General features: G+C 59.4%; 15 protein-coding genes. 4 read left to right on the top strand and 11 right to left on the bottom strand.

Going from position 1 to position 14,354, the window contains the following annotated elements; translation table 11 throughout:
- Nucleotide 1: 1 nt before the first annotated feature.
- Nucleotides 2-484, bottom strand: a complete 483-nt coding sequence (secB, locus tag DCS96_RS13335) for a protein-export chaperone SecB (protein WP_116474886.1) — start codon at nucleotides 482-484, stop codon at nucleotides 2-4.
- A gap of 38 nt (nucleotides 485-522) precedes the next feature.
- Nucleotides 523-951: a rhodanese-like domain-containing protein gene (locus DCS96_RS13330; RefSeq protein ID WP_116474885.1), complete on the bottom strand. Its 429-nt coding sequence runs from the start codon at nucleotides 949-951 to the stop codon at nucleotides 523-525.
- A 224-nt stretch (nucleotides 952-1,175) separates the two neighbouring features.
- Here DCS96_RS13330 and gpmM point away from each other — a divergent pair, with 224 nt between their 5' ends.
- Together gpmM and envC are read left to right on the top strand one after the other, a co-directional pair.
- On the top strand, nucleotides 1,176-2,708 hold the full coding sequence (gene gpmM, locus DCS96_RS13325) for a 2,3-bisphosphoglycerate-independent phosphoglycerate mutase (RefSeq protein ID WP_116474884.1): 1,533 nt from the start codon (nucleotides 1,176-1,178) through the stop codon (nucleotides 2,706-2,708).
- Nucleotides 2,709-2,718: 10 nt separating this feature from the next.
- Nucleotides 2,719-3,966 (top strand): murein hydrolase activator EnvC, encoded by a 1,248-nt coding sequence (envC, locus tag DCS96_RS13320; RefSeq protein WP_116474883.1) that lies wholly within the window; start codon nucleotides 2,719-2,721, stop codon nucleotides 3,964-3,966.
- Here envC and DCS96_RS18625 read toward each other — a convergent pair.
- Together DCS96_RS18625 and DCS96_RS13315 are read right to left on the bottom strand one after the other, a co-directional pair.
- Nucleotides 3,952-4,203 (bottom strand): YkgJ family cysteine cluster protein, encoded by a 252-nt coding sequence (locus tag DCS96_RS18625; RefSeq protein WP_157953638.1) that lies wholly within the window; start codon nucleotides 4,201-4,203, stop codon nucleotides 3,952-3,954. The two genes, envC and DCS96_RS18625, sit on opposite strands and share 15 nt — an antisense overlap.
- 192 nt (nucleotides 4,204-4,395) lie before the next feature.
- Nucleotides 4,396-4,968: a gamma-glutamylcyclotransferase gene (locus tag DCS96_RS13315; RefSeq protein ID WP_116474882.1), complete on the bottom strand. Its 573-nt coding sequence runs from the start codon at nucleotides 4,966-4,968 to the stop codon at nucleotides 4,396-4,398.
- 128 nt (nucleotides 4,969-5,096) lie between these two features.
- On the opposite strand from DCS96_RS13315, the gene DCS96_RS13310 reads away from it, so the two are divergent.
- A complete protein-coding gene (locus DCS96_RS13310) occupies nucleotides 5,097-5,480 on the top strand; it encodes a GNAT family N-acetyltransferase (RefSeq protein ID WP_116474881.1) in 384 nt (127 codons plus the stop codon).
- A 121-nt stretch (nucleotides 5,481-5,601) separates the two neighbouring features.
- Nucleotides 5,602-6,978, top strand: coding sequence for a class II fumarate hydratase (locus DCS96_RS13305; RefSeq protein WP_116474880.1), 1,377 nt, complete (start codon nucleotides 5,602-5,604; stop codon nucleotides 6,976-6,978).
- A 120-nt stretch (nucleotides 6,979-7,098) separates the two neighbouring features.
- Here the strand turns inward: DCS96_RS13305 and phnX are convergent, their stop codons facing one another.
- The 7 genes from phnX to ftsY form a co-directional block, all read right to left on the bottom strand.
- Nucleotides 7,099-7,929 (bottom strand): phosphonoacetaldehyde hydrolase, encoded by an 831-nt coding sequence (gene phnX, locus DCS96_RS13300; protein WP_116474879.1) that lies wholly within the window; start codon nucleotides 7,927-7,929, stop codon nucleotides 7,099-7,101.
- A gap of 273 nt (nucleotides 7,930-8,202) precedes the next feature.
- Nucleotides 8,203-9,210, bottom strand: coding sequence for a class II fructose-bisphosphatase (gene glpX / locus DCS96_RS13295; RefSeq protein ID WP_116474878.1), 1,008 nt, complete (start codon nucleotides 9,208-9,210; stop codon nucleotides 8,203-8,205).
- Nucleotides 9,211-9,246: 36 nt separating this feature from the next.
- Entirely contained in the window at nucleotides 9,247-9,903 is a 657-nt protein-coding gene (can, locus tag DCS96_RS13290; protein WP_116474877.1) for a carbonate dehydratase, read from the bottom strand.
- Nucleotides 9,904-9,991: 88 nt separating this feature from the next.
- On the bottom strand, nucleotides 9,992-10,849 hold the full coding sequence (gene rpoH / locus DCS96_RS13285) for an RNA polymerase sigma factor RpoH (RefSeq protein WP_116475029.1): 858 nt from the start codon (nucleotides 10,847-10,849) through the stop codon (nucleotides 9,992-9,994).
- Between the two features lie 176 nt (nucleotides 10,850-11,025).
- Nucleotides 11,026-11,979, bottom strand: coding sequence for a permease-like cell division protein FtsX (ftsX, locus tag DCS96_RS13280; protein WP_232818279.1), 954 nt, complete (start codon nucleotides 11,977-11,979; stop codon nucleotides 11,026-11,028).
- Nucleotides 11,976-12,641, bottom strand: a complete 666-nt coding sequence (gene ftsE / locus DCS96_RS13275) for a cell division ATP-binding protein FtsE (RefSeq protein WP_116474876.1) — start codon at nucleotides 12,639-12,641, stop codon at nucleotides 11,976-11,978. Before ftsE ends, ftsX begins: the two co-directional genes overlap by 4 nt.
- Nucleotides 12,642-14,282, bottom strand: a complete 1,641-nt coding sequence (gene ftsY, locus DCS96_RS13270) for a signal recognition particle-docking protein FtsY (protein ID WP_116474875.1) — start codon at nucleotides 14,280-14,282, stop codon at nucleotides 12,642-12,644.
- Nucleotides 14,283-14,354: the final 72 nt, after the last annotated feature.

The raw sequence follows: 14,354 nt of genomic DNA, 5'->3' as shown, positions 1-14,354 counted from the left end.
ATCAGGCATCCGCCTGTGGCTGCTGGGCCGCGCGTTGCACATGGGCGGCAAACAAGGCGTCGAAGTTCACCGGCGCCAGGTTCAGCTGCGGGAAAGAACCCTTGCTCACCAGGCTGGATACCACTTCGCGGGCATAGGGGAACAGTATGTTGGGGCAGAAGGAACCCAGGCAGTGGGCCAGCTGCGGTTCGGCCATATTACCGATGGTGAAGATACCGGCCTGCTGTACTTCGCACAGGAAGGCGATCTCTTCTTCATTCAGCTTGCAGGTGACGGTCAGGGTCAGCACGACTTCAAAGACATTGTCACCCAGGCGGGCGCTCTTGGTATCCAGGTCCAGCTTGACGTCCGGGGTCCATTCTTTCTGGAACACCATCGGAGTACCCGGGGTTTCGAAGGAAACATCCTTCACGTAAACGCGCTGGATCTGGAATTCAACCTGCTGTTCAGGTTGAGCGTTGGCACCGTTTGCTGCTTCAGCCATGAAGATATCCTTATAGGTATGCTGTCAAATAGTGGAGATTAACGTTTGGTAATCGGCAGGTTCTGACTACGCCAGTCGGACAAACCGCCGCGCAGGGTATAAACCTGGGTGAAACCGGCCTTGCTCAACACCCGGCCGGCGCTGCTGCTGGTCATACCGGTGTCACACACCAGTACCACAGGGGAACTCTTGTATTTTTCGATCAGGTTCAGGTTGTTGGCCTTGAGCTGAGTATTGGGCACATTAATGGCCCCGGCGATATGGCCCTTGCGGAACTCCTCGGCGGAGCGGATATCCACCACCACGGCGTCCTGCTTGTTAATCAGCATCACGGCCTGCTGGGAACCGACCACGGTTACCTTGGTCAGCTTGGACATGACCGACATATAGATCACGGCACCGGCCAGGCCCAGCCAGGCCATGGTCAGCAGGGTATGATTGGCGGCAAAGTCAATGTACTCTTGCATGGTTTACTTCTTCTAAGGGAATATTCGGAAAAGCCCGAGTATACATGGGGCAACGTCAAATAACAGCCCGAACCTCGGTCGAAGCCGGGACGAACGAACCGTCCTGACCGGGCCGGCAATCGGTCAATCCCCTGATTTCAAGTCTGGCGACGAAATAGGCAATTGTAGTAATATAACCAACAAATTCAGTTTTATTCACATCATCAAACAATAGGATTAACACCATGAGCGCAACCAAGAAGCCATTGGCTCTCATCATCCTGGACGGCTGGGGCTACAGTGAAAAGACCGAGCACAATGCCATTCTCGCCGCCAATACTCCCGTACTCGACCAGCTGATGCAGAGCCGTCCTACTACCCTGATTTCCACCTCGGGGGGAGATGTGGGCCTGCCGCACGGACAGATGGGCAACTCCGAGGTAGGCCACGTCAACATTGGCGCCGGGCGTATCGTTTATCAGGATTTGACCCGTATCGACAAGGCCATCATAGACGGCGACTTCTTTACCAACCCGGCGCTGACCAAGGCCGTGGACGGGGCCGTGAGCCAGGGCCGGGCGGTGCATATCATGGGCCTGTTGTCTGCCGGTGGCGTGCACAGCCACGAAGACCAGATTGCCGCCATGATCAAGCTGGCCGCCGAGCGTGGCGCCGATGAAATTTATTTACATGCATTCCTTGATGGTCGGGATGTGGCGCCTCGCTCAGCCCAGGCCTCGCTCGAACGCTTCGACGGCTTGTTTGCCGAACTGGGCAAGGGCCGCCTGGCCTCCCTGATCGGCCGCTATTACGCCATGGACAGAGATAACCGGTGGGACCGGGTACAGAGTGCCTATGAGCTGCTGACCGAAGGCAAGGCCGACTACCGCTACGCCGAGGGCGTGGCAGCGCTGCAAGCCGCCTATGCCCGGGAAGAAAACGACGAGTTCGTAAAAGCCACCGTGGTCGGCGAGCCGGTCACCATGCAGGACGGCGATGCGGTTATCTTCATGAACTTCCGCGCCGATCGGGCCCGGGAAATCACCCGTGCCTTTGTCGACAGCGACTTTGACGGTTTCGAGCGGACAAGCCACCCGGACTTAAGCGATTTTGTCATGCTCACCGAATATGCCGCCAACATTCACACCAGCTGTGCCTATCCACCCGAGCAGCTTGAAAACACCCTGGGGGAATGGCTGGCCAAGCACGACAAAACCCAGCTGCGTATTTCAGAAACCGAGAAATATGCCCATGTCACCTTCTTCTTCAACGGCGGTGTGGAAGACTGCTTCCCCGGCGAGCAGCGCGAACTGATCCCCAGCCCCAAGGTGGCTACCTATGATCTGCAGCCGGAAATGAGCTCGGAATTGCTCACCGACACGCTGGTGGCCTCCATCAAAAGCGGCGAGTTCGATGTGATCATCTGCAACTACCCCAACGGCGACATGGTCGGCCATACCGGCGTCTACGAGGCAGCAATACAGGCTTGCGAGGCGGTGGATCGCTCCATCGGCCGGGTCATCGAGGCGCTGGAAGAAGTGGGCGGCGAAGCACTAATCACCGCCGACCACGGCAATGCCGAACAGATGGTCAACGAGCAGACCGGTCAGGCCCATACCGCCCACACCAACCTGCCGGTTCCCCTGATTTATGTGGGCCGGGACGCGACTCCGGTGGCTGATGGCCGTTTGTCGGATCTCGCCCCCACCATGCTGACCTTGATGGGTATGGAGATCCCCCCGCAAATGACTGGCAAGCCCTTGATGGTTCTGAAATAATCAGGGCCCTATGGGCACCCGAAGTTTGATCCGAACCCTGTTGTTGAGCACCGGCCTGATGGCCGGTGCTTGCGCCTGGGCGGACGACAGCAAGGAACTGAAGGATGTACAGGGCCAGATCGCCAGTCAGCAACAGAATCTGAAGCAGCAACAGGACCAACTCAAGCGCCTGCAACAACAGTTGGCCAAGGACGAAAAAGCCATTTCAGCCCTGGCCAGCCGCCTGAACGACACCCGCAATCGACTTAGCGCCAGCCAGGCGGAGCTGGCGCAGCTCAACCGGCGGCACCAGGAGCTTGGCCAGCAGGCCGAACGCCAGCAAAGCCTGCTGGCCGAACAACTCAGGGCCGCCTACCAGAGCGGCCGTCACGACTACCTCAAGCTGTTGCTCAATGGCCAGGACAGCGCGGATATCGATCGCCTGCTTCACTACTACAGCCACCTCAATCAGGTTCGGGTCCGGGCCCTGCACGAGCTGGCCCATACCCGCCAGCAGCTGGCCGAAAACCGTCGCCAGGCCGAACACACCCAGGCCGAACTCAATCGCCTACTGAGCCGCCAGCAACAGGAACAAGACCATCTCGGCAAAACCCAGGACGAGCGGAGCAAGACCGCCAAGGCGCTGAATGCCGCCCTGGCCAAGGGCAACCTGCAGCTAAGCAGCCTGCAGCAGGCCGCCAGGCAGCTGGAACAGAAAATCAGGGAAGCCCGGGAAAAAGCCGCCCGCGAGCAGGCTGCCAGGGAAAAAGCGGCCCGTGAGCAGGCAGAACGGGAAAGGGCGGCACGCAACCAGGACTATCAGGATGAAGCCGGGACTCGTCGTCCGCCCCCTGTGGTGGTGGCTCCCAGTGGTGACTTTTCCGGCCTGAGGGCCGTCAAGGGCAAATTACCCTGGCCGCTCAACGGCCAGTTGATCCACCGTTATGGCAGCCCACGTACCAGCCAGCTCACCTGGAAAGGACTACTGATCGGCACCCCGGTTGGTCAGCAGGTACGCGCCATCGCCAGCGGCCAGGTACTCTATGCCGACTGGCTCAGCGGGTTCGGCATGGTGATGATCATCGATCACGGCCAGGGCTATATGAGCCTGTATGGCCATAATCAGTCGCTGCTACTGCAGGCCGGCGACAAGGTATCGGCCGGACAGCCCATTGCCCTGAGCGGTGAAAGCGGTGGCCAATCCCGCTCCGGTCTCTATTTTGAAATCCGTCATCAGGGTCAGGCCATCGACCCCCTGGCCTGGCTAGCTCGTCGCTAGCTCCAACTCGGTCAGCAGCCAGACCGCCTGCTCCCGGCTGTTACCACAGACATCCGCCGCCGCCTTGAAGCGGTCGCATACCGCCGGTCGTTCCGCCCTGCCAAACAAACCACAACGAAAATCCGTCAGTAAGTGAACACAGGGCTCGCCTGCCGCCTTGCCGCCGGGCATGCCCGGGATGGGACCACTGATACTGGGGGCGATACAGCAGGCGCCGCAACCACTTCGACATTCCATCTCATTACCTCGCTGAAAAAACTGCTGAATGCTCTCAGCCGCAAGCTGTAAGCGCAACACCCGCCATTGTTGGCCCCAAATTGACTCGCAAGATCCTGCCCTTAGGCGGGTGAATATCAACCGTCAAAATATCACCTGCAACAATACAAGGTTGGGGTGTTTTGATTAAACTGACAGCCGACCACTTATGGCTTATAACTTTGTTCCGGTGCCGGGCAATGAGGCCGCCAGCACCGAGACATGATTGTCGTCCACCCCCAGTTCATCCAGCGCCCGCGCCAGGTTGAGCAGATAGTCCCGGTTGCTGCCACTGGGGCCTTGTGCGTAGGCGATCTGGGCGGCCATTTCCGTTAACGGGGCCTCGCCCAGAAAGGCAGCATTTTCCTCGGTAGCCAGATAAATCAGCCCTTCCGCCGACGGCTCGGCATCAAAATGCACCGGCACCAGTGCGCGCAGATAGCCATTTTTCTCCCGCATATCCAGCTGGTCCAGAGTGTCGGGGCGAATTCGGTAGGCCATACCGTAACACTGTGCATCGGCTTCAGGGATCAGCGTTACCACCCGCCCGGGGGCGTCCGGAGTACCGCGATGATCATGGGAGCCCTGCCAGAAGCGACGGCTCCAGCCACTGATCCAGGCCGGTCGACGCTCCATAAAGGGAAAATCCGCCTTCCAGATCAAGGAGCCGTAACCGAACAGCCAGAAGGAGTCGTGGTCGTCGAAGTGAGTCATGCGGCGATTGTGCCGGGTGGTGTCGAATGTCATGGCAATCCAGCTACTGTTGTTTTTCTACCGGACCTTCATGATGCTACGCTGTGCCGCTCTTGTCGAATCCCGCTCAGAACGGTCCCCGCTTCATGTTAAACTGCCCTTTTTTCGGCAAGGAGTTCATCATGCGATTGACCATCCATACCCCGCCCCAGATCCCCGAGCAGCATAAGGCGCATGTGGATCTCATACTGCACTCCACCCCCGGTTTCCAGTTGCCCGGGCAGGCCTGCTTTTATCTCGCCACCTTTAATGACAAGGCCGTCGCCCTCGCCTGGCGTCAGGATGATCGGCTGGCCTACATAGCAGTACGGGATGTGACCCGCCGCCGCGGCATCGGTCGCGAACTGCTGCGCCACATCAAGGAAGACGCCAAACACGCCGGGCTGACCAGGCTGCAAATCGACACCTCACAGGCCAACGCCGAGAACCTGCCCGCCCTGATGGCATTCTTGCAGGAACAGGGATTTACTGGCACAGGGCAACTGCTGAGCTACTCTGTGTATTAACCACCGATGAGGTTTCCTTGGGACCGAGCAGTACAGGGTAATTAGCGATGAAACATATAGCCGTCTGGCGCTAGACAAGGTCCCGGAGGGAAGGTCTGGTGGTCTGACTAGGGGAATCGCCATGAAAATGCGTACCGAACGAGACTCGATGGGCGAGATACAGGTGCCCGCCAACGCCCTATATGGCGCCCAGACCCAGAGGGCCATCAACAATTTTCCCATTTCGGGCCGGCCCATGCCCATGGCCTTTATCCATGCGGTGGCTCGGCTCAAGGCCGCCTGTGCCCACGCCAACGCCCGCCTTGAACGCCTGGATAACAACAAGGCCGATGCCATCATCCGGGCCGCCGGGGCGGTGCTCGAGGGCCGGCATGATAATGCCTTCCCCATTGACGTGTACCAGACCGGATCGGGTACCAGTACCAACATGAATGTCAACGAAGTGCTGGCCCACCTGGCCGGTAAGGCACTGGGTACCGACGTCGGCGCAAATGACGACGTCAATATGGGCCAAAGTTCCAACGATATTATCCCCTCAGCCATCCATGTCAGTGCGGCCCTGGGGCTGAACCGCCAACTGTTGCCGGCCCTGCTCGCCCTGGAGCAGGCCATCCTCAGCAAGGCGGAACAGCTTGATCACCAGGTCAAGACCGGCCGTACACACCTGATGGATGCCATGCCCATCCGCTTCGATCAGGAGCTGGGTGGCTGGGCCACCCAGGTTCGTCATGGCCGCGAACGGCTGGAAGGCCTGCAATCCCGGCTACAGCAGCTGGCCTTGGGCGGCACCGCCATCGGTACCGGCATCAATGCCGACCCTGCCCAGGCCGAGCTGGCCTGTGAGTATCTGAACCAGCAGACCGGACTGGATTTTTGTCCCGCAGACAACTACTTCTGCAGCCTGGGCAGCCAAGACACGGCGGTGGAGGTCTCGAGCCAACTCAAGACCCTGGCGGTTGCCCTGATGAAGATCACCAACGACTTACGCTGGATGAATTCGGGTCCGCTCACCGGCCTGGCCGAAATCCAACTACCGGCGTTGCAGCCCGGCTCCTCCATCATGCCAGGCAAGGTCAATCCGGTGATCCCCGAGGCGGTAGCCATGGTGGCCGCCCAGGTGATCGGCCTGGACAGCGCGGTTACCATCGCGGGTCAGTCGGGCAATTTCCAGCTCAATGTGATGCTGCCCCTGGTGGGCAACAACCTGCTGATCATGATTAAACTGTTGAGCAACGCCTGTCCCTTGCTGGCCGACACCATCGCCGACTTCACCGTCAATGAAGACAATATCGCCCGTAGCCTGGCCAAAAACCCGATACTGGTTACCGCGCTCAACCCGGTTATCGGCTATGCCCGGGCTGCGGAAATTGCCAAGTTGGCCTATGCTCAGGGCCGCCCCATACTGGAAGTGGCCCTGGAGCAAACGGATCTCGACGAGCAGAGCCTGCGCAAGCTGCTCGACCCCATGGCCCTGACCCTGGGCGGCAATAAAACATAGGCTGTGTTCCGCGACGGCTCATAATTTCGTCACAGCCCAACTGGACACGATCAAGGCGGTAGGCACAGCCTTAGCGTAATTTATGCACAGTAGAGGAACACACCCAGGCCCGGCTGCGGCTCAGGGCTGCTCTCCCCGAGCCAGACGGGCCTCGATATCTTCGATCACCCCGGGTAATTCGGCGATGGTATCGATCACATAGTGGGCACCGGCAGCCGCCAGCCGTTCATGGGCCTGGCGGCGCAATCGCGCCTGCTCGGCCTCGGCCAGAGCCTGCCAATCGGACAGCGACAGCCCAACCTCATTACCCGACACCGCAACGGCTACCGCCCACATGCCGGCATTCAGCCCTTCCCCTATTCCCGGGCCGGTATCATCCACCTTGACGCAGGCCTGTACTGCGCTCACATCAAGGGCAATGGCCGCCTGCAGACTCATCTCCGGCCATGGGCGCCCGCGGCTGACCTCGGAAGCGGTGATCACCACCTCCGGCCGGTAGCCCTGCTCGGCGGCACGCACCTGCAGTTCGGCAATCATGTCCCGGCTGTAGCCGGTATTGGCCGCCAGGCGGACACCCTTGCCCTTGAGTCCCGCCACCACCTCGCCCATGCCCGGGATCAGCTGGGCACAGTCACGGATACACTCGACCTGGATGCCGATGAAGGCCTGATAGAGACGGTCAATATCCGCCTCGCTCGGTGCGGATTTCCTGCTCTGGAGCCAGCACTCCCGAATCCGCTCCATCTCCAGCATCTGGCGGATATGGTCCCGCTTTTCGCTGCCCATGGGGGCCCGGCACTCGACCGGGGAAACCCGGATTCCCTCCCCAAGGAACAGCCGCTGGAAGGCCCGCACCGGGGCCAGGGAACCATAATCGACCGTAGTGCCGGCCCAATCCATAATCACCGCCTGCACCGGGCCCGTGTAACTGCGCTTGAAACAATAGTTCATTGCCTTGCCCTTCTGAGGCGTGATTTGCTTAACGTTAGACCAGCATAGGCAACAATGGAGACAAGACGCGACGGCCAGTCAGAGCCGGCTGATGGGGACAGAGCAGCAGAAAGACACAGCAGGGTGCGATGTTGGCACCAGGTGCCGGAAGGCTCGGCACACCGACCCGCAGTGAACCCGTATATGGTCGACCACCGGCGCCATCGCTGGCGCCGGTGGTCGACTCGGCTGTATCCTTCAGGGGAATGGAAGGATCGACTGTAATGCCAAGGATTACAGTATAATGGCCTGCAGGGCCGGATCCTTGCGTGACAGTATATGGGTCGAGCGGATACGGCGGATGGTACGCGACTTGCCGCGGATCACCAGGGTCTCGGTATGGGCATACTTGCCATCGCTGGTGATGCCCTCCAGCAGATCGCCCTTAGTAATACCGGTGGCCGCGAAGATCACATTATCGGTACGGGCCATGTCTTCCAGCCTGAGCACCTTGCCCACCTGGATACCCATTTCCCTGCAACGCTCAATCTCTTGCTGACCCAACGCCAGGTTTTCCTCGGTCACGCCCTTGACCTCGTGCCGGGGCAGCAGGCGTGCCTGCATATCGCCATCAAGGGCACGGATCACTGCCGCCGACACCACCCCCTCGGGAGCACCGCCGATGCCATAGAGCATGTCCACTTCGCTCTCGGGGATACAGGCCAGGATGGAAGCGGCCACATCGCCGTCGGGAATGGCGAACACCCGTACGCCCAGCGCCTGCATGGTCTTGATCGCCTTGTCATGGCGGGGCTTGGCCAGGGTGATCACGGTAAAGCGAGATAGCGGCTTGTTCAGCGCCTTGGCCACCGCCTTGATATTCTGTTCAAGCGATTTGTTCAGATCGATGGCGCCCTTGGCTCCTGCACCCACGATCAGCTTCTCCATATACATGTCGGGGGCACGCAAGAAGCCTCCCTTCTCGGCCACCGCCATCACCGCCAGGGCATTGGACTGACCCATGGCTGTCATCCGGGTGCCTTCGATAGGATCCACGGCGATATCCACTTCTTCACCGCCCAGGCCAACCTGCTCACCTATGTAAAGCATGGGTGCCTCATCGATTTCACCCTCGCCGATCACGATTTCGCCGCTGATCTCGATCTGGTTCAATACATGCCGCATGGCGGCCACAGCGGCACCATCGGCAGTATTCTTGTCGCCTCGACCCAACCATTTATAGCCGGCCAGGGCAGCCGCTTCGGTCACCCGGGAAAATTCGATGGCCAATTCACGTTTCATTAAGCTGTCCTAATCATGCAAGTTAAGGCTATTCGCCTAGCTGTTTTTGCCCAATATACGCTGGCGGACGATGCGATACACATCGGGTATTTGTTCGGAGCCGTTGACACATACATCCAGGTCATGCAGCTTGCCATCCTTGATGCCGTACACCCAACCGTGTACCGACAGCGGCTGGCCCTGTTTCCAGGCATTCTGCACTATGGTGGTATGGCACAGGTTGGCAACCTGTTCGACCACATTGAGTTCACACATGTAGTCTTCCCGCAGCTGCTCGTCCGTGATGGCCTGCAGGGCTTCCTCGTGCTTGTGGCAGATGTCCTTGATATTGCGCAGCCAGTTGTCGATCAGCCCCAGCTCCTGGTTATGCATGGCGGCCCTGATACCACCGCAACCGTAATGGCCGCAAATGATAATGTGTTTTACCTTCAGGACCTCGACCGCATACTGCACTACGGACAGGCAGTTGAAATCGGTGTGGACCACCAGGTTGGCGACATTGCGGTGCACGAACACATCGCCGGGCAAGAGGCCGGTCAGCTGGTTGGCGGGAACCCGGCTGTCGGAGCAACCGATCCAAAGATACTCGGGGGCTTGCTGAAGTGACAGTTTTTCAAAAAAACTTGGGTCTTCCGCCTTGATCTGCTCGGCCCACTCCTGATTATTTTTAAACAAATGCTCCAACATTTTCATGGCATTATCCTAACTGTTACGAATTAAAAACTTCTGCCGCCGACGGAAAAAAGGCCCCTATGGGGCCTTTGCTTGACGCTAACCGGACTCAGGCGTCCATGGCAGTTTTCAGCTTCTTCAACGCTGTTTTTTCCAGTTGGCGAATACGCTCGGCAGACACCCCGTATTCATCGGCCAGGGTCTGCAACGTGGACTTATCATCCTCGTCCAGCCAGCGGGCCTGAATGATCTTCTGACTGCGTTCATCCAGGGTCGCCAGTGCGGCCTGCAGGCGACGGTTTGCCGTCTGTTCCCAGTCGGCTTCTTCTACCTGATAAGCCACGTCCGAGCTTTTATCTTCCAGGTAATGCACCGGGGAATAGCTGGTGTCCTTGTCATCGTCATCGGATGCCAGATCAAAGGCCTGATCCTGGCCACTCATCCGGGACTCCATCTCCAGCACTTCGGCCGGCGAAACACCCAGATTTTCGGCAACCGTGTTCACTTCCTGCTGGTTAAACCAGCCCAGCCGCTTCTTGGACTTGCGCAGGTTGAAGAACAACTTGCGTTGCGCCTTGGTGGTGGCCACCTTGACCACTCGCCAGTTGCGCAGTACATATTCATGAATTTCGGCCTTGATCCAATGTACCGCAAAAGAAACCAGGCGTACGCCCACCTTGGGATCGAAGCGTTTTACCGCCTTCATCAGGCCGATATTGCCCTCCTGGATCAAGTCCGCCTGCGGCAGGCCATACCCCGCATAGCTCTTGGCAATATGCACCACAAAACGCAGGTGGGACATGATCAATTGACGTGCAGAGGACAGGTCGCCGCCATCCTGCAGCCGCTCGGCAAGACTTTTTTCTTCCTCGGCCGTCAGCACAGGAATGGTATTGACCGCCTGGATATAAGCCTCCAGGCTGCCCTGGGGTACCAGGGCAAAATGTCGCTGAAAATCTGTCGTCATCAAACTCGTGCTCATTACATGACTCCGTATTGAACAGCTGCGGCAAGGCAGCCTGTAATGACTATGATTGTTCGGTGCCGCACGCACTCATGCGGAAAATGTATGTATCCTACACTAAATGTCAAGCCGGGTCGCCCTTTCTCCGTGCAGTTAGAACCACAACCGGGACGATAAGTTCAGCCCGGCTCTATCGCCCTGATATGTCGGCGTACAGAGAACCCCGAGGCCAGCAGGCTCAGCAGGGTGCCGGTCAGCAGCAGTAGCAGGCTTTCCGGCAGATCCAGCCCAAACAGCTGGAAATCACTGTTGTAGAGCGCCGCCAGTACGCCGACCTTATGACTCAGCCAAAACACCATTACCAGGGTCAGCCACCAGGCCAGCAGGCTGCCGATAATGCCATACCAGAGCCCAACGTAGAGAAAAGGCCGCTGGATAAAACCATCCGTGGCACCGACCAGCTTCATGATTTCAATTTCGCGCCGGCTATTGAGGATATTCAGCCGTAGGGTATTGCTCACCACCAGCAACACCCCCACCAACAACAGCACAGCCAGGCCCACCACCACCTGGCGCAGCAGATCGACAATACTCGACAGACGCGCCAGCCAGGCCATATCGAGCCTGGCCTCGGCCACCAGAGGCTCGGCCTGTAACTGCTGCAACAGCGCATCTGCCGTCTGAGGCTCGCGCCCGGTCTCGGACAGGTTCAGGATAAAGACCGCCGGCAGGGGATTGTCCGCCAGCAGGGAGAGGGCCTCGGCAAACCCGGCTGCCTCCCTGAAATCATTCAGGCCCTGCTCGGGGCTGATATAGGTCACCGTCTCCAGCTCCTCCATCCCGGACAAGGCTTGCCCGAGCTCGGCAAGCTGTTGCCCGGTCACACCCTGCTGCAGATACAGGCTGATCTGCGCCTTGCTCTGCCAATGCTGGCTGACCGACTCGGCATTCTTCAGCAGCACATAAAAGCTGGCGGGCAACGCCAGGCTGACCCCCAGCACGGCAATGGTCATCAGCGAGCTCAACGGCGTACGCCATAGTTCACCCAGGCTGGAAAAAAGCTGCCGCAGATGATCCACCCAGTACATGACAAAACGGTGATACCAGCTATGATTGGGTCCGGTTTTACTCATCGGGCTTCCCCTGCCAACATTCGGCCGGCGCTCAAGGTCAGGGTGCGGTAACGGGATGAGTCGATCAAGCCCGTATCATGGGTGGCAATCAGCACGCTAACGCCGACCCGGTTGAAGGATTCGAACAAGCGCAGAATTTCCATGGACAGTTCGGTATCCAGGTTGCCGGTCGGTTCATCCGCCAGCAACAGGGAGGGTTTGTTGACGATGGCACGGGCGATGCCTACTCGCTGCTGTTCACCACCGGACAGCATGGGCGGGAAGTACCTGTCCTTGCCGTGCAGGCCGACCTTGTCCAGCGCCGCCGACACCCGCCGGCGAATATCCTGGTGGCGATAACCGTCGATCACCAGCGGCAGGGCCACATTATCGAAGACACTACGCGTATTAATCAGCTGGTAATCCTGGAAAATCATGCCGATACGCCGACGGACAAAGGGGATCTGGCTGCGCCGGATCCGGCTGACATCCTGGTTATTGAAGAACACCCGCCCGTCGGAAGGTCGCTCCATAACGCTGATCAACTTGAGCAGGGTGCTTTTACCGGCTCCCGAGTGGCCGGTCAGGTACGCCATTTCCCCCTTGGCCAGGTGAAAGTCCACCTTTTGCAGGGCCTGAAATCCACCGCTGTATACCTTGCTAACCTGCTCAAAGCGAATCATTTAGTCTTCCCGGCTGAACAACGCATCGATAAATTCCCGCGAATTGAAGGGACGCAGGTCTTCTATCTTTTCACCCACACCGATATAGCGGATAGGTATACTGAATTTATCGGCAATGGCAAAGATCACCCCCCCTTTGGCGGTACCGTCGAGCTTGCTCAGCACTATGCCGGTAATAGGCACCGCATCGTTAAAGATCTTGGCTTGGCTGAGCGCGTTCTGCCCCGTGCCGGCGTCGAGGGTGAGCATGATTTCGTGGGGTGCCTGGTCATCGACTTTTTTCATGACCCTCACGATTTTCTTCAGCTCTTCCATCAGGTGAGCCTTGTTTTGCAGCCTGCCGGCGGTATCGGCGATCAGCACATCTATCTTACGGGCCTTGGCCGCCTGCACCGCATCGAAAATCACCGAGGCGGCATCGGCTCCCGTGTGCTGGGCCACCACCGGGATCTGGTTGCGCTCACCCCATACCTGCAGCTGCTCGACAGCCGCCGCCCGGAAGGTGTCCCCCGCAGCCAGCATCACCGATTTGCCCTCGGCCTGAAACTGGCGCGCCAGCTTACCGATGGTCGTGGTCTTGCCCACTCCGTTGACCCCCACCATTAAAATAACATAGGGCTGATGGCTACTGTCGATTTCCAAGGGCTGATCCACTTTGGCGAGAATATCGCCCATATCCTCTTTCAATAACTCATAGAGGGCTTCGCCGTCCTTCAACTGGCGCCGGCTGGCCTGACGGGTGAGATTGTCGATAATAGACATGGTGGTTTCCACCCCCAGATCGGCAGTGAGCAACTGGGTCTCCAGCTCCTCAAACAGCTCATCATCGATCTTCTTGCCACGGAACAGTCCGAAGAAGCCGGAACCCAGGTTCTGCCGGGTCTTGACCAGACCCTGTTTAAGGCGTGCGAAAAAGCCCTGCTTGGGTGCCTTGGCTTCGGCCTGGGCCGCAGCTTTCGCCCCTTCCGCCGCCTGGGCCTCGGCCGCCTGCCGTGCCTCTTCCGCCGCCTGGGCTTCGGCCGCCAGCCGTGCCTCTTCCGCCGCCTGGGCTTCGGCCGCCAGCCGTGCCTCTTCCGCCGCCTGGGCTTCGGCCGCCAGCCGTGCCTCTTCCGCCGCCTGAGCTTCGGCCGCCTGCCGTGCCTCTTCCGCCGCCTGGGCTTCGGCCGCCAGCCGTGCCTCTTCCGCCGCCTGAGCTTCGGCCGCCAGCCGTGCCTCTTCCGCCGCCTGGGCTTCGGCCGCCAGCCGTGCCTCTTCCGCCGCCTGGGCTTCGGCCGCCAGCCGTGCCTCTTCCGCCGCCTGGGCTTCGGCCGCCTGCCGCGCCTCTTCCGCCGCCTGGGCCTCGGCCGCCAGCCGCGCCTCTTCCGCCGCCTGGGCTTCGGCCGCCAGCCGCGCCTCTTCCGCCGCCTGGGCTTCGGCCGCCAGCCGCGCCTCTTCCGCCGCCTGGACTTCGGCCTCAGCCCGTTGCTCCAGCAGGGCTTCTTCCACTTCCAGCGCTGCCGTAACCTCTACCTCTGACTCCAGGGGTTCGGTAGCCGGCTTTTCGGGCTCGGCTGCCGGTGTCTGTTGCTCTTCAATTGCTTCCGGTTGCGGCTCTTTATTTTTGCCAAAGCCCAACCATGAAAAAAAACCTTTCTTCGCCATCCTGTTGTTACTCACTAGTCTGGGGGACATCGGACAAGTTATCGCCTGCTGGCAAGGCTCGTCAGCATCGAG

Source organism: Zobellella maritima, assembly GCF_003075035.1.
Classification (GTDB): Bacteria; Pseudomonadota; Gammaproteobacteria; order Enterobacterales; family Aeromonadaceae; genus Oceanimonas; species Oceanimonas maritima.
The sequence above is the reverse complement of the archived record's forward strand: the minus strand, read 5'-3'. Positions and strand labels throughout refer to the sequence as shown.